This window comes from Bacillus sp. Bos-x628 (assembly GCF_040500475.1).
Classification (GTDB): Bacteria; Bacillota; Bacilli; order Bacillales; family Bacillaceae; genus Bacillus; species Bacillus maqinnsis.
In genome coordinates, this window is sequence record NZ_CP159358.1 from 1,943,640 (window position 1) to 1,967,412 (window position 23,773).

At 40.7% G+C, this 23,773-nt stretch carries 18 protein-coding genes, 1 pseudogene and 1 riboswitch; of the genes and pseudogenes, 6 read left to right on the forward strand and 13 right to left on the reverse strand.

Features of this window, described 5'->3' with window-relative positions:
• Nucleotides 1-16: 16 nt before the first annotated feature.
• The gene (locus ABVJ71_RS09965; protein ID WP_353853900.1) at nt 17-1,525 is read right to left on the reverse strand and encodes an AMP-binding protein; all 1,509 of its coding nucleotides are present in this window, start codon (nt 1,523-1,525) and stop codon (nt 17-19) included.
• A 266-nt stretch (nt 1,526-1,791) separates the two neighbouring features.
• On the opposite strand from ABVJ71_RS09965, the gene ABVJ71_RS09970 reads away from it, so the two are divergent.
• Entirely contained in the window at nt 1,792-2,229 is a 438-nt protein-coding gene (locus ABVJ71_RS09970; RefSeq protein WP_353853901.1) for a MarR family transcriptional regulator, read from the forward strand.
• Nucleotides 2,230-2,254: 25 nt separating this feature from the next.
• Here the strand turns inward: ABVJ71_RS09970 and ABVJ71_RS09975 are convergent, their stop codons facing one another.
• Together ABVJ71_RS09975 and ABVJ71_RS09980 are read right to left on the reverse strand one after the other, a co-directional pair.
• The gene (locus ABVJ71_RS09975) at nt 2,255-3,388 is read right to left on the reverse strand and encodes a zinc-dependent alcohol dehydrogenase (RefSeq protein WP_353853902.1); all 1,134 of its coding nucleotides are present in this window, start codon (nt 3,386-3,388) and stop codon (nt 2,255-2,257) included.
• 233 nt (nt 3,389-3,621) lie between these two features.
• A complete protein-coding gene (locus tag ABVJ71_RS09980; protein ID WP_353853903.1) occupies nt 3,622-5,100 on the reverse strand; it encodes an amidase in 1,479 nt (492 codons plus the stop codon).
• Nucleotides 5,101-5,268: 168 nt separating this feature from the next.
• On the opposite strand from ABVJ71_RS09980, the gene ABVJ71_RS09985 reads away from it, so the two are divergent.
• Nucleotides 5,269-6,897: a S8 family serine peptidase gene (locus ABVJ71_RS09985; protein WP_353853904.1), complete on the forward strand. Its 1,629-nt coding sequence runs from the start codon at nt 5,269-5,271 to the stop codon at nt 6,895-6,897.
• Nucleotides 6,898-6,987: 90 nt separating this feature from the next.
• Here the strand turns inward: ABVJ71_RS09985 and ABVJ71_RS09990 are convergent, their stop codons facing one another.
• Together ABVJ71_RS09990 and ABVJ71_RS09995 are read right to left on the reverse strand one after the other, a co-directional pair.
• Complete coding sequence (locus ABVJ71_RS09990) at nt 6,988-7,530, reverse strand: DUF402 domain-containing protein (protein WP_353853905.1); 543 nt, start codon at nt 7,528-7,530, stop codon at nt 6,988-6,990.
• 66 nt (nt 7,531-7,596) lie between these two features.
• Nucleotides 7,597-7,785 (reverse strand): hypothetical protein, encoded by a 189-nt coding sequence (locus ABVJ71_RS09995; protein ID WP_353853906.1) that lies wholly within the window; start codon nt 7,783-7,785, stop codon nt 7,597-7,599.
• 247 nt (nt 7,786-8,032) lie between these two features.
• Here ABVJ71_RS09995 and ABVJ71_RS10000 point away from each other — a divergent pair, with 247 nt between their 5' ends.
• Nucleotides 8,033-9,250: a multidrug effflux MFS transporter gene (locus ABVJ71_RS10000; RefSeq protein WP_353853907.1), complete on the forward strand. Its 1,218-nt coding sequence runs from the start codon at nt 8,033-8,035 to the stop codon at nt 9,248-9,250.
• A gap of 280 nt (nt 9,251-9,530) precedes the next feature.
• Here ABVJ71_RS10000 and ABVJ71_RS10005 read toward each other — a convergent pair whose 3' ends face one another.
• The gene (locus ABVJ71_RS10005) at nt 9,531-10,361 is read right to left on the reverse strand and encodes a YitT family protein (protein WP_353856633.1); all 831 of its coding nucleotides are present in this window, start codon (nt 10,359-10,361) and stop codon (nt 9,531-9,533) included.
• Nucleotides 10,362-10,697: 336 nt separating this feature from the next.
• Here ABVJ71_RS10005 and mmuM point away from each other — a divergent pair, with 336 nt between their 5' ends.
• Both mmuM and mmuP read left to right on the forward strand, forming a co-directional pair.
• On the forward strand, nt 10,698-11,636 hold the full coding sequence (gene mmuM / locus ABVJ71_RS10010; RefSeq protein WP_353853908.1) for a homocysteine S-methyltransferase: 939 nt from the start codon (nt 10,698-10,700) through the stop codon (nt 11,634-11,636).
• Between the two features lie 47 nt (nt 11,637-11,683).
• Complete coding sequence (gene mmuP / locus ABVJ71_RS10015; RefSeq protein ID WP_353853909.1) at nt 11,684-13,087, forward strand: S-methylmethionine permease; 1,404 nt, start codon at nt 11,684-11,686, stop codon at nt 13,085-13,087.
• Between the two features lie 440 nt (nt 13,088-13,527).
• Here mmuP and ABVJ71_RS10020 read toward each other — a convergent pair whose 3' ends face one another.
• From ABVJ71_RS10020 to ABVJ71_RS10045, 6 genes and pseudogenes are all read right to left on the reverse strand, one after another.
• Complete coding sequence (locus ABVJ71_RS10020) at nt 13,528-16,197, reverse strand: S8 family serine peptidase (protein WP_353853910.1); 2,670 nt, start codon at nt 16,195-16,197, stop codon at nt 13,528-13,530.
• A gap of 1,030 nt (nt 16,198-17,227) precedes the next feature.
• The gene (locus ABVJ71_RS10025) at nt 17,228-18,847 is read right to left on the reverse strand and encodes an APC family permease (protein WP_353853911.1); all 1,620 of its coding nucleotides are present in this window, start codon (nt 18,845-18,847) and stop codon (nt 17,228-17,230) included.
• A gap of 505 nt (nt 18,848-19,352) precedes the next feature.
• On the reverse strand, nt 19,353-19,781 hold the full coding sequence (locus ABVJ71_RS10030; protein ID WP_353853912.1) for a hypothetical protein: 429 nt from the start codon (nt 19,779-19,781) through the stop codon (nt 19,353-19,355).
• Nucleotides 19,782-19,799: 18 nt separating this feature from the next.
• A pseudogene (locus ABVJ71_RS10035) lies at nt 19,800-20,033 on the reverse strand (DUF523 domain-containing protein); the annotation flags it as partial.
• A 580-nt stretch (nt 20,034-20,613) separates the two neighbouring features.
• Nucleotides 20,614-20,865 carry a hypothetical protein gene (locus ABVJ71_RS10040; protein ID WP_353853913.1) on the reverse strand — a complete coding sequence of 84 codons (252 nt, stop codon included), beginning with the start codon at nt 20,863-20,865 and terminating at the stop codon, nt 20,614-20,616.
• A 233-nt stretch (nt 20,866-21,098) separates the two neighbouring features.
• A complete protein-coding gene (locus ABVJ71_RS10045) occupies nt 21,099-21,557 on the reverse strand; it encodes a MarR family transcriptional regulator (protein ID WP_353853914.1) in 459 nt (152 codons plus the stop codon).
• 415 nt (nt 21,558-21,972) lie between these two features.
• Here ABVJ71_RS10045 and ABVJ71_RS10050 point away from each other — a divergent pair, with 415 nt between their 5' ends.
• Entirely contained in the window at nt 21,973-22,347 is a 375-nt protein-coding gene (locus ABVJ71_RS10050; protein WP_353853915.1) for a hotdog domain-containing protein, read from the forward strand.
• A gap of 56 nt (nt 22,348-22,403) precedes the next feature.
• Here ABVJ71_RS10050 and ABVJ71_RS10055 read toward each other — a convergent pair whose 3' ends face one another.
• Nucleotides 22,404-23,576, reverse strand: coding sequence for an MFS transporter (locus tag ABVJ71_RS10055; protein ID WP_353853916.1), 1,173 nt, complete (start codon nt 23,574-23,576; stop codon nt 22,404-22,406).
• Between the two features lie 80 nt (nt 23,577-23,656).
• Nucleotides 23,657-23,756: riboswitch (purine riboswitch) on the reverse strand.
• Nucleotides 23,757-23,773: the final 17 nt, after the last annotated feature.

A 23,773-nucleotide genomic window follows, 5' to 3' on the forward strand; every position in this document is an offset into this window, starting at 1 on the left:
TATAGCAGAATAGATCCTAAGACTTCATAACCAATTCACGTAAATCTTTCTTCATAATTTTACCAAGCTTATTTTTCGGTAATTCTTGAGTGAAATGAATGGACGGTACTTTGTAATCTGCCAAACGCTGCTGACAATAGTTCACAACATCTTGTTCACCAATATCGGCGGATTCATCTTTGACGATAAACGCACTTGGCACTTCACCATATACATCGTCTGGTACACCAATGACCGCTGATTCAATCACACCTGGAATTTGATCAATGACTTCCTCGACTTGATCAGGATAAATATTATCTCCGCCGTACAAAATGACATCCTTGTATCTACCTGTGATATAAAGAAAGCCGTCTTCATCTAAATAACCTGCGTCTCCCATATGGAACCAGCCGTCTTTCAGCACCTTTTCAGTGGCTTCTGGCTGCTGATAATAGCCAAGAAAATAAAATGGGCTTCTCATGACAACTTCGCCAATTTCTCCGATTGGCATTGTTTCTTTCGTATCAGGATGGACAATTTTTACTTCTACCTCGGAATCAACCTTACCAGCAGATCCCATTTTATCTTCACCCATTTCAGGATGCCACGAACTGACAATCCATGCCTCTGTACTGCCGTATCCATGCATCATTTGAATCCCAGCCTCATTGTAGTCCTTAATCAAGCGTACCGGCACCTTCGTTCCACCAGAAATCGCAATTTCAAAGGATGAGAGATCATACGAACCACGTTTCATCTCTTCTAACATGTACGTATAAGCAGATGGGAAGGCCATCATGAACGTAATACGTTCCTGTTCAATGGTTTCTAAAATGCGTTTTGGTGTAGCGTCATTTAAAAAGACGATGGTATACCCTTCAAGTGCCCCAGAAATTAGATGATTTATAGAACTCATATGATACAGAGGGTGACTCGCCAAATATCGTTTTCCTCTTAAGTCAAATCCTCTATTACGGTGTCTCGTAAAGAATTGATACAATCGTCCATGTCCGACCATACAGCCTTTTGGATTGCCAGTTGTACCAGATGTAAACAAAATCATCGCAAGGTCATCTTCTGAGACCGCCTCTGCAATATGACTCCCATCATTTGTAGCCAACATATCTTCAAATAGCTTCGTTGTTTTTGCATTCACGCCAGATTCAATCATGAGACAGTCTTCTAAAGAAACATTCACAGCGGCAATGATGTCACGAAATTCCCGATCAAAAAATAACGCCTTCGGTTTTGCTTTTTTCAAAATGCCTTCCAGCTCAAAAGAAGTGAGCTGCCAGCTAAGTGGCACTGCGACTGCACCTGCTTTGATCACAGCTAACATAATCGTCGAAAAGTGGTGGTGATTTTGACAAATAAAGCAAATACGGTCACCTTTTTGAATCCCTTTACGATTTAAGTAATGAGCCAGTTGGTCGATACGTTTTGCGTATTCTTCAAATGTATAAGACACACCTCCGCCAGTTACCGCCTCAAGATGAGAAGAGCGCTCCATTCTGTCGTTTAGTAATGCCTGTAAAGTATTCAATATCTTCATCTCCAAACGTATGATTTCCATTCACCGATTTCCAATCAATTGGATTGGTAGATTTTATCTCAATCATTCACATTCTAAAATAAAAATTGCCGAAAGTAAAATTATTTCATTTTGGAATTGTTCTTTTTATTAATTGATAATATAGGTAATTTTCTAACTGACTTCCATTTTGGTTTAAATGATGATGATGAATATGATAAGATAGACCTAGTAATTGATCGGAAAAAGTGAATGCAATAGGAAAAGAGGTATGGAGAATGCAACATTTCGAGCTAGAGGCAAGTTTATTAGACCATGCACTGACGAAATACTTAAAGGCGACAAAACGAATAGATGAAAAGAACATTCCGAAAAATGTCACGAATGTGAAAGGGTTTATTTTGCGTATCATTTACCGTCACCAATCATGTACTGTAAAGAATATTTTGCAGGAAGTTTCATTATCTCCCTCTGCTACAACCACCGCTCTCAATCACTTAGAAGATGAAGGGTTAATTATTCGCTCTAGAAATAACAATGACCGCCGTACAGTATGGATTACTTTATCTGAATCTGGTAAACAAATTGCAAAACAAATGATCGACAATCGTCAGTTACTCGTCAATCAATTTTTTGATCACCTATCAGAGGAAGATAAAAAAACATTCTTTGAATTGATCGAGAAAATGATGGATGAACGCACATTAAAGGCTTAGGAATTCCTCTTAAGCCTTTTTCGTTTTATGGCTTCAAAATGACTTTAATACAATCATCTTGCTTTCCATTGAATATTTGATATGCATGCGCTGCTTCATCTAACGGCAGTTGATGGGTAATCATCTCTTTAGGATCAATTTCACCGTTTGCCACCTTTTGATATAACTTTGACATATACCCCCTTGCAGGTGCCTGTCCCATTTTCAATGTGACATTTCTTGCGAAAAAAGCGCCTAATGGGAACATATTATACAGACCGCTGTACACACCAGTCAGTTGAACCGTTCCACATTTCCGAACGGCTTTGGTGGCGATTTGAATCGGTCCAATCGTCCCACCCTGTAGCTTGAGCTTCTGCTCAATTTTTTCAAGCGGCGACTTTTTCCCATCCATACCGACACAATCAATGACGACATCCGCTCCACCCTTGGTAAGCTCCTTTAAGGTTTCCCCCATATCGGCATCTTCTGTAAAATCGAATACTTCTACACCGCTTATACGTTTTGCATGACGCAGGCGATAATCAATATAATCGACGGCAATCACCCGCTTTGCACCTTTTTGCCAAGCAAATTGCTGTGCCATTAACCCAACAGGTCCACAGCCTAGTACGATGACGGTATCGCCCTTTTTCACACCGGCGTGCTCCACACTCCAATAGGCGGTTGGCAGAACATCAGATAAGAACAACAATTGTTCATCTTCTAACTCACAATCATCAGGAACCTTAAACGGTGTATAGTTTCCAAATGGAACGCGTAAATATTCCGCCTGCCCGCCGGGGTAATTCCCGAATTTCTCACTATATCCAAGTAATCCACCTGAATCATAATGAGGGTTAGATTCATCACATTGACTTTCTAAATGATGATGACAATACTGACAATTGCCACACGCCATCGTAAATGGAATGACGACACGATCTCCCTTTTTCACAGCCGTTACATCTGACCCGACCTCCTCTACAATACCCATTGGCTCATGTCCAATAATATAGCCGATCGGCAGAGGAAAGTTCCCTTGATACAAATGCAAATCTGATCCACAAATAGCAGTAGACGTAATCCGAACAATCACATCTTCACGATCTTGAATAGCCGGCGCATCCACTTGCTTCACAGCAATTCGATTCTTGCCTTGATAGGTAACAGCTCTCAACGCATTTCCTCCTTTATCGCAAGTTATCTATCATAGCTTCACCTTGAAAGAATGGTTTATGCATAAAAAAGGGAGTAGAGAAGCTTGTTCATTCAGAGAACCTTTAGGAGTGCGCGCGCTCTCTAAATTTGATTCAATCCAGTCGCATGATATCCCTGTTTACATTAAAAATGTGCTGCTGTATGAATAATGTTCTCTTTCGTATTCACTCCCTTTACTTAATGAATTGATGTCTATTTATAGCAAGTTGTTCCTTTCCAAAGCGAGGATTGCTCCATTTCCGCTGCAAGTCTCAACAACCAATCTTCTTTTCCTTTAGGAGCTGTCACCTGTACACCTAAAGGCAGGCCTTCTTGCGTCAGATGAACAGGAACACTCATGGACGGCTGACCTGTTAAGTTGGCTAACTGTGTAAATGGTGTGTAGGCGAGACTTTTCAAGAACATATCATAAATGAGATCCTGCTGTGCTTGCATAGAAAGGGAAGAGACACGTAAAAGTGCTGATATTTCCTGATCTGTTTGCATGAGCTCACCAATGCGCGGAGCGGAATAAGCGGCGGCAGGTGTCACGTAGAGGTCATACGTCTGATGAAATTCTGCCATTTGTGCGGCCGCCATATCCCATGCATCAAGACTTTCCGTATAGGCAGCAGCCGTAACATTCTTCCCTGCCTCTGCCAGCACCCACGCAACGATATCAGTTTCCTCTGGCTTCACAGGTCGACCAAGTGATCGAGCCAAGGATGTAAATAATGCAGACATTTCTCCACTGTTCATTACATAATATTGCTGTATCAGATGGACACCATCAATAGCTGGCTTCGCTTCCTCTATTTGGTGACCCTGTTCACTTAGCCATTTCACTGTTTGCAGGACAGCTATTTTTGCTTCCTCACTGACTTTCGTTCCAACTGGGGATTCTATGCAATAAGCTACACGCATACGAGGCATACGCTTCACTATATCCTCTTGATAGCTGCCATCGTATAACGGTGTTTGGAAGGCGGCTTCCGGCTGAATGACTTGAAGCAAGTCAAGAAGTGCTGCACTATCTCGAACCGTTTTGGTCAAAGTAAAATCTATCGAAGCCCCTTGCCACTGTCTTCCTACGCCAGGACCTACTGGCGTTCTGCCTCTTGTCGGCTTTAATCCAAACAAACCGGTAAATGATGCTGGAATACGAATGGACCCCCCACCATCACTTGCACCTCCTGCTGGCACAATACCGCTTGCAACTGCGGCAGCGGTGCCACCGCTTGAACCGCCAGGAGAATACGCCTCATTCCATGGATTTCTCGTCGGACCATATAACGCTGGTTCCGTTACATTTCTCAAACCGAATTCCGGTGTGTTTGTATGACCGATCATCAGGAGCCCAGCCAGCTTCAACCGGCGGACAAAGTGCGAATCCGTTTTTGCTTTTACATCTTTTAACAGCATAGACCCCGCTGTCAAAGGCTCATTTTCTAGTCCTTGTGATATATTTTTCAGCACAAATGGAACGCCCGCAAACGGATGATGCGCTTCGAGATGCCTGATATCTTGTACTACCTGTTCTTCTCTTGTTCGAATGACCGCATTTAATGAAGGATTGACTTCATCCAGTCTAGTAAACGCAGCCTGCACAAGCTCTTGAGGGGTCACCTGCTTATTTCGTACAAGCGCTGCCAAACCAGTCGCATCATATGTCATATACTCTTTTACATTCATTTGCATATCCTTCTTTCTCTGATCATGATCTCTCTATTGTCTACTAGAAGCGATTGAATTTCAATGTAAGGCTTTTTGAGAAAAAACTTACATACACACAATGAATCTTCTAACAAAAATCTTGTATTCTCCGATATAATAGAGAAAAAAAGACGGAGGTCATCTCGTATGCAAGGAGCCCTTGCTCTGAAAAAGAAAGTATTGGTTGTCATTGCGTTTCTTCTTGCCCTGACAACTGCTTTACCCTTCCACACACAAGCAGCCACACCGCCAAAAGAAACAGAGGTCATCATCGTATATAAAAACCAAAAAGGAAAACAAACAGCACTTGAGGAAAGTGAAAAAGTAAAAGCACAGTACATACACCTTCCAGCTGTTGCTGTCACAGCGAATGAAAAAGCTGTATCCTCCCTAAAAAAAGACCCAAACATTGCCTATGTGACAAAGAATGTCAAAGTGAAACTGGCTTCTTCTACCATGACAAAGCACACTACTACACTACAGGATGAATTGATTCAAAAATCTTATAACCTACAGAGATTGAATGTAAAACAAGCATTAAAAGATGGGGTCACAGGGAAAAATATTAAAGTAGCAGTCTTAGATACTGGAATTTTTCCGCATGAAGATTTGAAGATTGCTGGCGGTAAATCTTTCGTGAATTACACATCCTCTTACAAAGATGATGAAGGACATGGAACGCATGTCGCTGGAACAATCGGTGCTCTGAATAACGATTACGGTACAGTCGGTGTCGCTTCTGGTGTGAAGCTGTATGCCGTGAAAGTATTAGATAAAAAAGGAGAAGGCGATTTGTTCAGTCTGCTTCGAGGCATTGATTGGGCAATTACCAATAAGATGGACATCATCAACTTAAGCCTTGGATTTGAAGATAACATTCCTATCTTACATTCAGCTGTAGATAAGGCTTACAAAAAAGGATTGCTCGTCGTTGCTGCCAGCGGAAACGACGGGAAGAAAAACCACATCAGTTATCCAGCCGCCTACAGCAGCGTCATTGCGGTCTCGGCTACCAATGAAAAAGACAAACTCGCTTCCATTTCCAATACAGGGAAGGCGATTGAATTTTCTGCCCCTGGTGAGAATGTCATCAGCACCTATTTGAAAAATGAATATTGGTACGCAACCGGTACATCTCAAGCCGCACCGCATATCACAGGAATGCTCGCTCTATTAAAACAGCTTCATCCGAAGAAAACAAACGTACAGATTCGCACCTTACTGCGCAGCTATACGATGGACCTTGGAGCAAAAGGGAAGGATTCACAATTTGGCTATGGCCGCGTGCAATATATTCCGCAATCCACCTTTTTAAAGGCGGCAAACAGTGCTGTTAAAAAAGCCGAAACGTCCAAAAAGCAAGCGGATGTCGATCAAGCCAAAACGAAAATAAGTCGGCTCACAGCAAGTAAACAAAAAACAACGCTCACTGAGCGGATTAAAAAGGTACAAACGATCATCCATATCCGTTCAGCACGTGCAAAGGTCAAAATAGCTGAAAAAAACAAAACGCAGGACGCCATAAAAAGTGCCCAAACCGCAATCCATAAACTAAGCACAAGCACAGAGAAAAAGAGTCTGCAAAAACGGCTCGATCAAGTCAAAAAACAAGTGGACTATCAAAAGAAAGTAACCGACGCAAAACAAAAAGTAAAAAAAGCCGAAATCAAACGAACAAAGAAAACAAAAGCTGCCGCTCAACGTGCAGTAAAAAAGCTAAAGGCATCGAAAACGAAAACAGAATTACAAAAACGATTAAACCGCATTAAAGTATGACTTGTCTTTGGCTCTTTCCCCACTGAATAACTAAAGCTAGCAGCCTATGAAAATCGATTCCTTAACGTAAAGGAATCGATTTTTTTGTGTCTATTTATCAACTAATAACGGAACAAATGTTGCGTGATGATATACTCCTTCTGCATCAGACTTCACTTGAGAAAGTATGCTCTCTAAAGAATCAATTAATACATATAACGCATTGTAAACAGAACCATTCTCAAAACACTCCAAAGCCTCCGGCAATTCATCTTCATCTAAAATGAAATAGTCACCATTTGGAAAGACTAAAAGATCAATCATTAAATCTTCAAAGATAACCATTTGTTCCTGTATACAAGTGTTCTTTACAATATTAAAGTAGGAGCCGAGGTAATTGCCTTGATGATCTCTCCAAAAATATAAATTGTAGGGGCGATCTTCCCAATAATACGCGGTGGTATAACTCCCTTTAGGAATCGTCAATTTGTTTTGACCGGCGATCATTGAAAACGTGTCTTCAATCTTGTGAAACAACACAAGTTGTTGTTCTTGTGAATCTAAAAACTGACAAGTATATTCTACAACCCCTGCATCATATCTGATTTTTCTCTCTATCACTTCATCCCATTGATGTGCATGTATCTGAAACAAGATTTCACTGCTCCTTCCGACATCTACTTTCATTGCACCTTTTAGAATAATTTATCGTATATCGTATTAGTAGCTCTTCACTTGCGTACCATTTTGATTCACAAATTCTTTCTCAAACGTACGCTTGAAGCCCATTTTTTCATATAATCGAATGCGGTTTGATTTTTCCCACGTTTCTGTCAGCGCAATGCTTTTACATAATAACGTCTCTACAATCCCTTTTCCTAAACGGACAATAGCTGATATAATGCCCATCCTCACGAATGATCAGCTCTTGATATTGCTTCATTTCAGCACCTCCAAGTGTCTAATAAAAATCATGTGATAGCTGCATGTCAATCATCATCTTCTTTTCTCTTCATCCAATGTAAAGAGTCTCTTCCGAAAGATCAATCATTTTTCATGAATCAGGCTTCGTATTTTTTGATTGAAAAAGAAGGCTTGATTCATTATGCTGATTTAAGGACGTTATCAGTTTATACACTAGGAGTGTTGTCATCACATGAATTCATTATCTGACCCGCAAGAATCGAAGAAAAATCGCTTTTTACTTGCAGCATTGCTTGGTTCTTTAACAGCACTTGCACCTCTGGCAATGGATATGTATTTACCTGCTTTGCCAAATATTTCTCGTGATTTTGAAGCAAACACAGCCTTATCCCAATTAAGCCTAATGGCTTGTTTAATTGGGCTTGCCCTCGGTCAGTTGATTGCTGGACCGATCAGTGACACCATTGGCAGAAGAAAACCGCTCATGGTTGGACTCGTCGTCTTTATTGTGGCATCTCTTTTATGTACGGCTGTCACATCCATTTGGATGTTTATTCTGTTAAGACTGATTCAAGGACTTGCGGGATCAGCAGGAATTGTCATTGCACGTGCCATTGTACGCGATCATTATGAAGGGTCAGAGATGACGAAATTCTTTGCACTGCTCATGCTTGTAAATGGGGTTGCCCCAGCAGCGGCCCCTATCGTTGGCGGACAGATTTTACGTTTCACCACATGGCAGGGCGTGTTTATTTTACTAGGTATCCTTGGAGCTCTCATGCTTCTAAGAGCCATGTTTTCTTTGCAGGAAAGCTTACCTGTTGAGCAAAGACAAGCAGGGGGCTTCCAACAAATCCTTGCCTCCATGAAAATACTGACCAGTGATCGCTTATTTGTCGGTTATGCACTTTCGCAAGGTCTTGTCTTTGCCGCAATGTTTGCGTATATCTCAGGTTCACCATTTGTTTTACAAGAGATCTTCCGCCTCTCCCCGCAAGGCTTCAGTGCGGCTTTTGCTGTCAATAGCCTTGGCATCATCACAGCTGGACAAGTATTTGCTCGAGTCGCTACGAAAATCGGCGAAGAAAAAGTACTTCGTATCGGGCTAGTGACAGCTACTGTAGGCGGGGTCACCTTATTGATGATGATCTCTATTGATGCAGGATTGCTTGGCATTCTCATCCCGTTGTTTTTTGTCGTTTCAAGCGTTGGAATTGTCGGTACTTCTGCTCCATCTCTTGCGATGCAGCATCACGGTGCACATGCAGGAAGTGCGGCTGCCCTTATCGGCGTTGCGCAAATGCTTCTGGGTGCGTGCGTGACACCGCTTGTCGGCTTAGCCGGAAGTCAAACAGCCTTCCCAATGGGGCTCATGATCATGCTCTGCGACCTCGGCGCACTATGTTGTTATTTTTTCTTTGTCACCCGATCGAAAAAAAGAACCGTGTAATCGGGTCTTTTCGTTTTAGAACAATCATCTACTGACAATAGATAGTGTAAAAATCCTTTTGTTTATGTAAATGTAAGTCAAAGCCAATATTCTAAGACCAGTCGCACACACCCCATACTGGCTAGTTGCAGTTTTAAACAACCTTTACTTTTACACCAATCATACTGTTTATGATCGGAGCGTCCAGAGAGATCATGAGAAGAAAGAAAATGCGGTTAGAAAGTAGACATTGAAAAAGCCCCACTCTTTACGTTTGAAAGAGTGGGGCTTTCTCGAACTCTTATATGTGCATAAATCCTTCTCCAAACACATCTCGCACGTCATGAACAACAACGAATGCGTTTCTGTCAATTTTCTTAATAATTTTCTTTAAACGCATAAGCTCTTGTTTTTGAATAACCGCATATAAAATTTCTTTTGATTCCTTTGAATAATGACCTCGTCCATTTAAAATCGTCACACCTCGGTCAAGGGTGTGATTGATTTCTTCTGCAATGTCATCTTTACAAGAAGAAATAATCGTGACTGCCTTTTTCGTGTTAAGGCCTTCAATGACAAAATCCATAACCTTTGTTGCAACGTACAGCATCACAATAGTCAACATTAATTTTTCAGCACCAATAATAAAGTAAGAAGCAAATACAACAATGAGATCAAAAAACAAGATAGCATAACTGACATTCCAGTCTAAATACTTATTCGCCATTCTCCCAAGGATGGCTGAACCTGCCGTTGTTCCGCCGGCTCTTAATACAAGGCCGATACCAACCCCGATAATGATCCCTGCGAAAATGGCACCAATGATCAATTCATGTATATTTACAACCCATGTTGTGGTCAGGTGTAAAAATAGCGAGTTACTTGCGACGGCGACCACTGTATAGATTGTGGTCTTCTTGTCCAAATATTTATACCCCACAAGAAGTAGAATGGCATTAAGCACAAGGTTCGTCAGCCATGGTGCAACCTCAAACAAATAATAAAAAATAATGGAAAGCCCCGTTACGCCGCCTTCACCAAATTCCAGCGGGATGACAAACATATTCACAGCTACTGCAAATAAAAAAGAACCGATCAGAATCATGACAATATCTTTTACACATTTCTTCAATTTCATCTTTCCTCCCTTTTTTAAGCATATAAAAAACCCTCTTTCTGCACGAAAGAAGACAGTCGATAGGCAAAATAAAATCAAAAGACCCTGCCTTTTGATGATGCTTTCTGATATGAACCTTTCCATAATATATATCTCTTTTTAGAGGCTGTCAATGACTTGGTTTTCTAATATTTTGACTGCATTTTTATACATTAAAACCCGCATGTTTTAAGGTTTTTTTCATCAATTCATGCTTTTTCCTCTCCTTGACAAAAACACTTTAGTCATTTAAACTACTGCCTCATATCATATCCATCATTTCCAATCTAAAAAGGAGGCTGTTCTATTCATATGAATCCACTTCAAAGCCGCTTACAGACTCATGCGCCATTGATTTTGGACGGTGCTCTTGCGACAGAGCTTGAACGAAAAGGCTGTGATTTAAACGACCGTTTATGGTCTGCCAAAATACTCATTGAACAGCCTGAATTGATTCAGCAAGTACACTTGGACTACTTCCAAGCAGGTGCTGACTGTGCAACAACTGCCAGCTACCAAACAACCATTGATGGCTTCGCTGAAAAAGGTTTTGAAAAAGAAAAAGCTATCGAACTAATGAAACAATCTGTCGTTTTAGCAAAAGAAGCACGAGATATCTTTTGGCAAGATGAGAACAATCATCAAGGGCGGGTAAAACCATTTGTCGCTGGTTCCGTTGGACCATTCGGCGCTTATTTGTCTGATGGTTCTGAATATAAGGGAAATTACGGGTTGACAGAGCAGGCGCTCATTGATTTTCACAGACCCCGAATTCAAGCGTTAATTGACGCTGGTGCAGATGTTCTCGCTTGTGAGACAATTCCTTGCCTCATTGAAGCAAAGGCTATCGCAAGGCTGCTGAAAGAAGAATTCCGTGACACCTATGCATGGATCACATTTAGCGCAAAAGACGATCTGCATATTAGTGAGGGTGATTTGATCAGAGAATGTGTACAAGCAATTGAGCCTTACGAACAGATTGCAGCTGTTGGCGTGAACTGTACGCCGCCGCAATTCATTTCATCCTTAATTGTAGAAATGAAAAAAGGCACAAGTAAACCAATTGTGGTGTACCCAAATTCAGGGGAAGTGTATGATCCAAAGCAAAAGGTATGGAGTGGAGACACTTCTCATAATACTTTTGGCGATTGTGCTTATCAATGGTACAAAGACGGCGCACAAATCATCGGCGGCTGCTGCCGAACAACGCCAGAGGATATTACCGACATCCTGCAATGGGCAAAACCGTAAGCTTCTTGAAGCAGCACACATACTTCTAAGCAAAAGGACGGGAAGACATGGAACAAGCAAAAGATCAGTCACAACAATATCAACGAAAAATGACGAGCCGGCATCTGTTCATGCTTTCTTTAGGCGGTGTCATCGGAACAGGACTCTTTTTAAGCTCTGGGTATACGATCAATCAAGCTGGACCAGCGGGAACGATTCTCGCCTATCTCGTTGGTGCATTAATCGTTTATCTCGTTATGCTCTGTTTAGGTGAGCTGTCTGTTGCGATGCCGGTCACAGGGGCGTTTCATACGTATGCGACGAAATATATTGGTCCTGGTACAGGCTATACGGTCGCATGGCTCTACTGGCTGACATGGACGGTGGCACTTGGTTCTGAATTTACAGCGGCAGGACTTTTAATGCGACGCTGGTTTCCAGATACGTCGGTTTGGTTGTGGAGTGGTGTCTTCGCTCTCTTCATTTTTTTACTAAATGCTTTTACAGTCAAATTTTTTGCAGAATCAGAGTTTTGGTTTTCTAGTATTAAAGTAATGGCTATTATGCTCTTTATTATCCTTGGCGGGGCTGCTATGTTTGGCGTGATTCCACTGAAAGGCGGTGAAGGTGCTCCGTTTTTTTCAAACTTCACTGGGGAAGGTGGTCTTTTCCCAAACGGCTTTTTACCGATTATCATGACCATGCTTGCGGTCAATTTTGCTTTTTCGGGTACTGAGCTCATTGGGATTGCTGCAGGTGAAAGTGTGAATCCAGATGAGACCATTCCGCGAGCAATTCGCACAACAGTGCTACGCCTTGTGCTCTTCTTTGTTGGAACAATCATTGTTCTAGCCGGTTTGATTCCCGTGGAAGAAGCCGGGGTGATCAAAAGTCCCTTTGTTGTCGTATTTGACCGGATCGGCATTCCTTATGCCGCAGATTTCATGAATTTTGTCATCCTTACCGCCATTTTATCAGCGGCTAATTCTGGCTTATATGCGTCTTCACGCATGCTCTGGTCTCTTTCAGAGGAACGCACACTGCCAAAAAAATTGGCGAAGCTTACGGCAAAAGGCATTCCTTTAAATGCACTCATTTTAAGTATGATTGGCGGTATCTTATCTTTGTTATCGAGTGTCATTGCCCCAGAAACTGTGTATCTTGTCCTTGTCTCAATCTCGGGGCTTGCGGTTGTTGTCGTCTGGATGGGGATCGCCGCCTCACAGTTCATGTTTCGGAAAAAATTTTTACAAGACGGCGGGCAGCTAAACGATCTGAAATTTCGGACACCACTCTATCCAGTGGTTCCTATTGCTGCCTTTCTCCTATGCCTTGCATCAGTGATTGGCATTGCCTTTGATCCAAACCAACGAATTGCACTCATTTGCGGTATTCCCTTCATCATTCTCTGCTATGCCGCTTATTATATGACCGCATGGATTCGCAAAAAACGAGAAGAACTTGATGTGTAATGTACTAAAAGGCGATCATTGATAGACGAGCTCCTTTTGTTAATGCCGAAAATCGTTGAGACTAAACACATCTAAGGGGAAAGTTTATTCCCTCATCATTTGTGTTCATCTCACGTTAACCCCTAATCAAAGCTGAAGCTCGATTTGTGGGAGACACGACTGATGAGTGTTTGTTTATCGACACTCCCTCCTTTATGACGATTGGGATTAATTGGTTCCAAAAAGCTGCCCCTTTTTTAGAAGGGAAAGCTTTCAGCGTGTAGACAAACCCTCGCATGCGTTATCAGGCCTGCGCGCTGTTGCTCACAAATCACACAGTCGGCTCCGCACAAGTAGCTCGTCCTTCCTAGACTTCAAGGGTTTTCCATTCACGCTGAAAAGATGACAAAGGGCTAAAATGAAACCATTTTAGCCCTTCGTCAACAATTTGAGTTTTTTGATTATTTTTTCACGACCACTTTCACAGCTTTACTTTCTCTTTTTCTCACATCTGAAGCAGTCACGTACAAGATTGTTTTGGCTTTTTGCGGCTTGATACTTGCTGAAAATTTGCCCTTGCTACCGGCTTTAACTGAAGTGATGACTTTCTTAGATTTGTTTTTCACTTTAATGGTCAAACCTGCACCTGCAGTACCTTTGATCATTTTACTTTTGACCGTTACTTTGCCAACCTTCGGCTTTGCTGGTGTCTTGCCTTTTTTCACAACGGTTTTAATTGAAGTGGCTGCCTTTCCTTTTGAAATCTTGATGTGAAGCACTTTATTTTTGTTCTGATGCTTGATCTTCACACTAAAGGTTCCTTTTTTGCTTGCAGTTCCTTTTCCAAGAAGTGTCTTGCCTCGATACACAGCGACGGCAGCTCCCACTTTTGCTTTTCCTGTTACCTTTTGATGCTGATCCTCTACTTTGTTGACAGATGCATTCAGCTCTACAGCACTTAAAGCGGCAAATGCATTGAGCCTGCCATGTCCTGTCATCCAATCGATACCCGGAATTTTCGGATCGACAATTGGCTCATCGTTTTCGTCATAGAAAATCTCATCTTTTCCATCAACAGATTTAAATGAAATATCATCTGCTGTATTTTGTAAAATATTTCTCAATTGATTCGGCTTCAGATTCGGGTTTTTAGAAAGCAGTAAACCTGCCGCTGCTGCTACATATGGCGTTGCCATTGATGTGCCGCTAAGGTATGTGACATTACCATCAGGCATCAAACTTGGAATATCAGATCCTGGTGCAGACATGCTCAGTTCTTTCCCAAAGCTGGAGAACTCAGCCGCTATATCCATACGGTTACTTGCACCAATAGCCATTGTATATTGAGAGGTCGCTGGATAGTCCATTTCTGGAATGCCATCGTTTCCGCTTGCCACTACCACTAGTACATTCCTTTGTGCAGCGTAGTTCATCGCATATTCAATCACTCGGCTATAATAGCCGCCAAGACTAAGGTTGATGACCTTTGCGCCTTTGTCCACCGCGTGCTTAATACCAAGTGCAATGTGCTCTGTATCACCATTTCCATAGGCATCTAACACCTTTACCGGAATGATGCCAGCGTGCTGATTAAGTCCTGCCATGGAGTAATAATTATCTGCCTCAGCTGCAATGATGCCTGCCACATGAGTTCCATGTCCATTGTCATCAATGGCATCTTTATGTCGACTAATCAGATTCGCACCTAAGTCTGTGCGAACGGTCCCGCTTAAATCTGTTAAACGGCTGTCGACACCAGTGTCAACAACAGCAATCAACGTTTGCTTCATTTTGCTTGTGCCAATCAGTGTATTCATTTGTTCAAACTTGACATCAGCGCCTTTTTTCCCGCTGTTTTGTGCACTATTTTTCAGAGGCCACTGGTATGAGTATTGCATATCATTGCTAAGTGCACGATAGATTTGCACAGGCTCTGCAAATTCTACATTCGGCATGCTCGACAGCTTTCGGGCTGTGCTTTTGATCGCACTCTTTCCTGCCTTTAGTGTTTTGCCAGCTATCTCTTGCCCTACTGGGACATCATATACATACATTCCTTTAAATAAAGGACTGACTGATTGCGATATCACACGATTTTCTTGAATACCATAGCTTTTCATCTTCTTTTTCGCTGATTGAAGCGTTTGACCATCCTTTAATTTAAAAATGATTTTGTTCGTTTTGACTTTTTCTTCAGGAACAAGCTTTTGCTTCTCCAGTACATATCCAATGGACTTCCCTTCAAGATGATCAATCCCAATCTTTTGACTAGTCGCATCCAGTTCTTTTTTCAAATAAGCCGGACTTGCATTTTTGAGCATATCAAAAAGGGTACGGATTGCCTTTTGTTCTTTCTCTGTGACGATATGTCCGCTAAATGCCCCATTTTTTTCTACATCATTCAGTAAAGGTTTTAATGTGAGCAAATGATTGTATACCTTTTGCTGCTCTGATGTATTCTTGATGAGTTTGGATGTGAGAAACGGCTTCGTTTGTTGAAGAAGACGTGCCAGCTTCTTTCCATCCGTTGTTTCGTTGAGACGTTTGTCCTCAATACTGCGAATCGATTGAAGAATTTCACGACCATACTTTTTCCCAATAATAATGATGAGAGGCTCTTCTTCTTCTTCAGGGAAGATCGGCTCTGAAGGTGGAAGATTGGCTCCTTTATAACCAATTGTATAAGCCGCATCCTCTTCCTCGTCCCGGCTATCATCTTCTGACCCTAAATATAGCACTTTGATATAATACGGACCTTTCCATGCATGCGGGAAATCAATCTCTGTCTCTCCGCTTGCTGTATCGACACGATATCTCGAATACGTGTCATCCTTTATCGCTCTTTCTTTACTTGGATAGACCGAAACGGACAAGATTTGTTTACTTTTCACTGAAATACGCATATGTGTATGTTTTTCTACTTCTTGTGAAGATGGCGTGATTTGATACCACGATTCTTCCTTTTCATTCTCTAATGTACCTGAGATGGTTTCACCATTTTTTAACCCCATGGCTTCATTCACATTTGTTCCTTGATTAACTGCTGTTGCCTCGTATCCAGGTAATACAGCCATACATAAGATGACTGTCATGAGTACGATTAAACAGGATTTCACTTGCTTTTTAAACATGGAAAGACCCCCTTAACTTTTATCACACCTTGGAAGAATATCACAGAAAGTCTTTTAATAGAATCTGTTTTTTACATAATTAAACTTGTTTTAAGCTAGGATTTGAGATATTCAGATGCAAGTTTCATTGCTTCATCAATTTTTTGTCATTTCAAACGGAAAATGATTTATTTAGTCTTGTTTAAAAGTACATCACAATCACTTTGTAAGCGCTTAACAAACAAGAGAGAAGGGGTTAGCTTTGTTCCAAAAAGATCATGCTTTTACACAAGTTAACGATCGATCAAAGAATGGGATTTTACAATACATTTCCAAGAAAGCTGAAGACCTTCATATCACAATAGATCAAGGGGGTTAACATTTTCTCTTTCTTTTGCCAATACAGGGTTTCTCTCATTTTTTCAAAACAACGTACCAACCTACATAATGAGGAGATTTTCAGGAGTTGTTGGTGTAGTTGAATCAGTAATTGTAATAGTTCTTACGTTCTCAATTGGATGATTAGCTGAATACTGGTTTTCTAATCATTGGTATTGTGATAAACATGATCGCTTTAAAAAAGTAAAAAGTTAACTATTTTTTAAAATGTAGTCATTGATGAAGAACAAAAGTAACAACTGCTTGATTTCCCATATCAAGCATCTCCAAACACCATCTCTGACCAACCACATTCACACAAAATATGCTCTCATCTTGACATCAAATTCCTTGGTGTTTTTAGATGACTTATTTCTACTGCTTTCTTACCGGTCTGCTCCTCTATAGACCTGCATACAATATATCAAGGAGGTGAAGCAAATGAAGGCTTTCTTCTGGTCAACATCTTTTTTATTCATGCTCATCCTCACCCTGGTTTTCCTAGGAATTGTTTTTCTGCTTAGCGGACAAGGTTTGGATCAACTTTGGAGATATATGCTTATTTCACTGATCACAGCGTCTGTCTTGAAGGGGGTGACCATTTGGCTGAAACGCCATCTTGTTTTAACAAAATAAAAAGGCTGCCTTTATCATGTTCAGGCAGCCTCCCCATTTATTCTTTAGATGATGCTACTTCTTTTTGGGAAGCACGTAGCTCATCGTTGATTTTTCTTGCCTCTTCTAAAAACTCTGTCTGATATCCGCTTTTAAGTGCCCACATATAGAACAGCAGGGCCACAACCGCAATGAGCCCCATATCCCAGCCATAATGAATTACATTGTAACCGCCAAATTTATTACTACCCAGACAAGAGATGGTCATCATGACAAGTAAATAAACGACCATCCAAGCACCCGCTTTAAAGTTGCGGCCAAAGCCTTTCCATTTCGCTTTTGCTTGATAGTAAAAATAAATCGGCAGTCCGATCAAAATAATGAACAAGACCTGTCCAGTTAATGGCCACCTTGCCCAGTACAACGTCAGCGACGCAAAGATAAAGCCAAGCGGTGCAATGATAGCAAGTCCTTTAACACGCAATGGACGATATAAATCAGTACCCGTTTTTCTTAACGTCATGACCGTGACCGGTCCTGTGAGATAGGAGATCAGTGTGGCCACAGAGATGATTTCTGCCAGCACTCCCCAGCCTCTAAATAAAAACAGAAAGATAAACGATACCCCTAAGTTAAAGAACATTGCAGAACGAGGCACTCCATAAATGGGATGCAGACGTCCTAGAACACTCGGCAAGTATTTATTTTTTTCCATTCCATAAATCATCCGAGAAGTGGTTGCTGTATACGTAATCCCTGTACCAGAAGGTGACACAAACGCATCCGCATATAAAATAAGGACAAGCCAGTTAATACCAAGTGCAATGGCAAGGTCCGCAAATGGGGAGTTGAAATTCAAATGACTCCATCCATTGACAATCTTTGATGGATCGACCGCACCAATAAAGGCAATTTGCAAAAATACATAGATCACAGTCGCAATCAAAATAGAACCAACAATCGCAATGGGAATCGAACGGCCTGGATTTTTCGCCTCACCTGCCATATTAATTGGGCTCTGGAAGCCATTAAATGCAAACACGATACCTGATGTTGCAACAGCTGTCAGCACACTGGCCCAACCGTTAGGAGCAATACTTGTTCCAGAAGTAAAATTCTCACTATGAAATCCTACGAATAAGAGCGCACCAATCGTTAATCCTGGAATGACAATCTTAAAAACCGTAATGAAAGTATTTGCCTTAGAAAATAACCCAACTGTCCAATAATTGAATAGAAAATAAATCACGAGAAGAACACTGGCAACAAGCAGTCCTTCAATAGTCAATACACCCTTTGTGACTAAATGACTTGTCCACTTTGCCCACTCCCAAGGCCATGAGCTCATGTATTGTACAGAAGCAACAGCCTCGACGGGAATCACGGAGACAATGGCGATCCAATTCGCCCAACCCGCAATAAACCCAATAAATGAACCGTGAGAATATTGCGTATATTTAACCATTCCGCCTGCCTCTGGAAACATCGATCCGAGTTCACTATAAGACAAAGCGATAAATAAAATAACAACCATCCCAATCAACCAGGACAAAACCGCAGCAGGACCGGCGATTTGAGCGGCACGCCAGGCACCAAAGAGCCATCCTGAACCAATGATTGAGCCAAGTCCTACCATCATTAAAGAGAAAGTTCCTATCCTACGATGCAAATGATTCATGTTCAATAACACCTTTCGATTAAAATACAGAGCATGGTTGATTCAGCCATCTAGCTTTTCCATTCCCCTGTCAAATGGTTTCCGTATGGAATCCTTATCCTTGTCCATTTGTTCGACCTTTTCTATTATCTCTCAATTCTTCTTTTTCTGAAATAGTCGAACATGCTTATTTCAGAACAAATTGCTCTAAAATCTATTAGACTGATTCACTACCTTTACCCTTATTTTGAAAAAACAAAAAGAAAGAGGAAATGACTCCCTCTTCCTTTTGGACACCTCATCATGAAATGTATCCACTTTAACCGCATTTACAGCCTCATCCCCGTCTTTTACTTACCAAACACCAAAGCCCAACTTTGGCATTTTTACTCCATTTGCTAATGTGACTCATCTGTTAATCCACTCATCAAATCAATCTCCGCTTCATTTTTGTTTATCAAGCACTTTACCCGAATTGTCTTGGATATCATGCACGAACTTCAGATCAGCCAATGACCGCACGAAGTTATTTGATATATTTCCCGATATCGACATGGTTGCCATCAACGATACGGTATTCACTGGGTTTATTTTTCGTTTTAGAAAAATCAAATGATTCTAAATCATCTTGACCATATAAAGTGAGACCGTACTTTTCTTTCCCATCTTCAAACACTCTGATCCAATAAGGTTCATCCAATGATGATTTAGTAGAATCCATTCTATTCTTTGTGTTCTTTAACTTGATAATCGACAGCTCATCAACCAACTGACGCATTTTCTCTTTATTTTTCATGACAACCTTCTGATCTTTATACTCAATTTCAATAGATGAAACTTTGTCTCGATCAATAGGAATCACATCCTGAAAAGAAAACGTTCTTGCATGAAGAGTAAAATTAAAACCAATAACGAGCAATATCAAAATAATGAAAACAACAATCCAATTCTTCAATCTTACTCCTCCTACTATTCACATACGTTTACAAAACAATCCAACCAAGTCATCCGCCGTTAGAGAACACCTTGATGCCATGCTGTTGAGCAAAGTTGAAGTGACACCCTCTCCAAACTTCACCTTACTGCCAAAATCCCCCTGATAGATCATACGGCTTCCACAAGATGGACTGTGTTCTTTTAAAACAACAGCTGCTGCAAGAGCATGTACTTGCTTCAACGTGTCTTGCGCCTTTTTTACATACGATTTGTGACATCCATTCCATTCAAATCGACAAACAGGCTCGCCCTTTAATCCATCATGTTCATCTTCCGCCAACGATTCTGTGACCCCCTTTTCATTAAAATCATTTCATCAGACTTACCTACCCTACGAAACATTCAATTCTAAAAGTCAAACTCTACATCCTACACTCTTAATCTAATATACTCTTTATGAAAATTTTACAAAAGAAGCAGTCACAAAAATCAAGTATCACCTTAAAATTCACTTAATTAGGCAGTTTCAACTATCGTTTGAGGCCCCTGCAACCAAAAAAGAAGAGTAGATCAATTTGACAAATCCTACATCTCTTATGATTAAATAGAATCAATCCAAAAAGAAAGTTCCTAAGGGCAAAGCAATGTTATGACACAGTATATTATTTCTAAATATGTGCCACATTGACGAAAGTGAAGTAATTATATTAATAGGCAGTACTTTTGATTGTACACTTATGACATTTGTCCAACTGTCACCTTGCCAAAGTGTCTGCATTTTTTCTTGTGGACGTATGATAGAAGCTTGAAGCTAGTATTGCTAACAATAGTAAAGTTTTATGTGCCCTTTTTTACTTAATGTTTGATTTCCCTTTGCCATGATGATGATGATGTTTATTGGTTTGATTGAAAATAAACAATATGATGGCAGATGATAGTAAACTAATCATTAACGATTGTGTGTCCATATGAAAAATATTTTTTACACCATTTACTAGCAATGTCCATAAAACATAGATCGTTACGGCTGTCAAAATAAACATCCTAAACCATCTTGGGATAGATAACCAAACTTTTATCATTTCAGTTTGAAGTTTCCCCATGTAACTCCTCTTTTCTGTGAATTAAATATCTGACCTTTGCAAATGTATATCGAAAAGCACTGAAAATCATTAGGCGTCAACTCGTCATTTTCAGTGCTTTTTTGTGAAAGAGAGTATTGTTTATTATGATAATAAAGTATTGTTAATCTCATGAACTAGCAAAAGACATGCAATATTATATGTAAAAATGACTTATTCTTGCGGGGCACGCTTAGCGTACGTTCTTTTAAAACCTATAGTTTTTCCTTCCAAGCCTTTAAAAAACGTTCAATGACATGTAATTCATCTTCATTGAACTGACGAAGGAATTCTAAGTAGGATTTTACTGCCTTTTCGTGGAGTTCATCATGTAACGCAGCCAATTCCATACCTTCCTCTGTCAATGAATAATAGACTGATTTCTTATCTCCTTGACGGTGGCGATAATGAACCATACCCTTTTCAATGAGCTTCTTGACAGCTTTTGTAATGGCAGGCTTAGACAGCTTAAGTTTTTGAGAGAGAAACGTATTATTTGATTCTGCCGGATTGGCTTGAATCATTGATAAAATATGGAGCTGTGTGAGTGTCCAATCTTGCTTGAGTGTGTCCGTCGTGGTAATGAGTGGATCTGTTGGGTCGTTACGTCTTTTTTCCCTATGCATGATCAGATCTTGAATTGCTTTTAATACCATCTGTTCTTTCGTTTCCATCTGAACCTCCACTCTTAACTGGTTAATAAAATGGTACTAATAATTATGAGAAGAGTCAAAAGAAATGTCGATGCGGAAAAAGAAACAGGACAATCTTCCTGTTCTTTTGTTATTTTTGCAAAAACATGAGCACTTCCCTTATGATTCTACCTTTCATAATGAGAATGTATTTTCTTTTCTGTCAGTTGGCCAACAGCGATTCTTTTTGTTGGCATGCATGAGATGCTATTGCTCTATTTTCACATCAAGCTTTTCCAGCCTCCTTCAACTCCTCATCCTCCTCTAATCTTCCCTCTTTTCACCTGCCGATCGTTAAACAAGCTGTGATGGGAATATGTGAAGGAAGAGTGCACAAAAATGAATGTACATTCATTCATCCCTTTGGTACATTTAAAAAAAGGAGCTGAATGAAGAGATGGTTCAAACAGGTGATCAATTCCAAACAAGCAGAACCTATACACATGAAGACGTGATTCAATTTGGTGAGATGACAGGTGACTTCGGAAAACACCATACAGAGCTGGATGATCAAGGCCGGCGAATGGTACATGGCTTCCTCACCGCAAGTTTGGCAACGAAAATTGGCGGACAATTTCATTTTATTGGTCAAGACATAACTTGTACTTTCATCCGGCCTGTTTATACAGGTGATACAATTACCTGTCATACGGCAGTGATAAAGGTAGAAGAGCATGAAACATATCACCGTATTCACCTTTTTTCTCGATATTTGAATCAACACGGTAAAGAAGTCATCACAGAAAAAAGTGAAGGTGTTGTTCTCAAATAGATAGGTCTGCTACATCACGGACGACATTCAAAAAAGCTGCCTAATCAACAGGCAGCTTACTCGGTGCTTCTTTTACTTTCCATATAAAGAGGCGGTCTCTTCAACGAAATCACCGCACAGCTAAATGCCATCAGAACAAACACAGCACCAAATTTAGCCAAATCAACGGATGAGCTCGTCATGGTAAACACGACCCCTCCGACGGCGGATCCAATAGAGATGCCTATTTGCAGAGCAGATGTATTTAAACTTTGCTGAATATCAGACGTCACCGGATCTGTTTGAATTAAGTAGCTTTGCAAAGCAGGCGTCAGTGCCCAGCTAAGCGCTCCCCACAGGACAACCATCACCATAAAGAGCACAAACACACCCGCTGTATAAGGAATGATAAACAAAACAGCCGCAAACGCTATTGTCACAAGCAAGATGGCTTTCCCTGAACCCAGTTTGTCACTAAGCCAGCCGCCAAAACCATTCCCTCCAATCGAAGCAAGCCCGAACACCAAATAACAGACACTAATCCAAAAAGGTGTCATATGCATGACTTCCATCAGAAACGGTGTGAAATAAGAATAAAGCATATAATGACCAGCAAGCATAAACAAACTAATCAAGTGTGCACTAAAAATTTTCGGATGTCCTAGGGAGCGAATCTGTTTTTTAAGAGGTGTTACCTTTTCAACAGGCATCTTTTCCAATAGGAAATAAATCAAAACCATTGAAATGGCAGACAGAACACTGATTCCTAAAAACATCACTCTCCAGCCAAAGCTCTCTGTAATAAAAATACCGATTGGTACACCGAGAACAAGTGATGAACTAATCCCAATAAAAATCAGTCCTAATGCCTTCGCTCTATGTTTTGGCTCCACCAATTTGGCAGTAATTGTTAGCGATAACACCACCACAAGAGCTGTACTCATCGAAATAAACACTCTTGAAATCATCACAAAAAGAAAGGTTGAGCTAAAATACGTAAACACGTTCCCAATTGTAAACACGAATAGTGCAATTAAATACAGACGCTTTCTTTCTATTTTTGCAGTGACAGTAAGTAGTACTGGTGCTGAAATGGCATACACGATCGCAAACACTGTGATCAGCTGTCCAGCTGTTGCAAGAGACACATTTAAGTCCTCTGCAAGACTAGGCAAAATACCTCCGACCACAAGCTCAACCAATCCTACCGCAAAAGTAGAAACAGCTAATAAATATACTCTCCAGTTCATGTCAAACATCCCTTCTGTATATCATGGCTTTCGCTTTTGTTGATACAGGGCGAAGACAAACAAAAAAACCCTGATTACAAAAAAGGAAAGCACGCTTTTGTAATCAGGATTTATCGGATCCTGGTAGAAACCCTCAAACCATATTATTGAGGTTATACAAGTCTATTTTTTTCATCAAATATATTAGCATAGCCATA

Excerpts from the sequence above, each read along its gene's own strand:
- ABVJ71_RS10050 (WP_353853915.1), top strand. The coding sequence starts at position 21,973 with ATGGTTCAAACAGGTGATCAATTCCAAACAAGCAGAACCTATACACAT.
- mmuP (WP_353853909.1), top strand. The coding sequence starts at position 11,684 with ATGGAACAAGCAAAAGATCAGTCACAACAATATCAACGAAAAATGACG.
- ABVJ71_RS10040 (WP_353853913.1), bottom strand. The coding sequence starts at position 20,865 with ATGGGGAAACTTCAAACTGAAATGATAAAAGTTTGGTTATCTATCCCA.
- mmuM (WP_353853908.1), top strand. The coding sequence starts at position 10,698 with ATGAATCCACTTCAAAGCCGCTTACAGACTCATGCGCCATTGATTTTG.
- ABVJ71_RS10000 (WP_353853907.1), top strand. The coding sequence starts at position 8,033 with ATGAATTCATTATCTGACCCGCAAGAATCGAAGAAAAATCGCTTTTTA.
- ABVJ71_RS10045 (WP_353853914.1), bottom strand. The coding sequence starts at position 21,557 with ATGGAAACGAAAGAACAGATGGTATTAAAAGCAATTCAAGATCTGATC.
- ABVJ71_RS10025 (WP_353853911.1), bottom strand. The coding sequence starts at position 18,847 with ATGAATCATTTGCATCGTAGGATAGGAACTTTCTCTTTAATGATGGTA.
- ABVJ71_RS09970 (WP_353853901.1), top strand. The coding sequence starts at position 1,792 with ATGCAACATTTCGAGCTAGAGGCAAGTTTATTAGACCATGCACTGACG.
- ABVJ71_RS09980 (WP_353853903.1), bottom strand. The coding sequence starts at position 5,100 with ATGAATGTAAAAGAGTATATGACATATGATGCGACTGGTTTGGCAGCG.
- ABVJ71_RS09995 (WP_353853906.1), bottom strand. The coding sequence starts at position 7,785 with ATGGGCATTATATCAGCTATTGTCCGTTTAGGAAAAGGGATTGTAGAG.
- ABVJ71_RS09985 (WP_353853904.1), top strand. The coding sequence starts at position 5,269 with ATGCAAGGAGCCCTTGCTCTGAAAAAGAAAGTATTGGTTGTCATTGCG.
- ABVJ71_RS10055 (WP_353853916.1), bottom strand. The coding sequence starts at position 23,576 with ATGAACTGGAGAGTATATTTATTAGCTGTTTCTACTTTTGCGGTAGGA.
- ABVJ71_RS10020 (WP_353853910.1), bottom strand. The coding sequence starts at position 16,197 with ATGTTTAAAAAGCAAGTGAAATCCTGTTTAATCGTACTCATGACAGTC.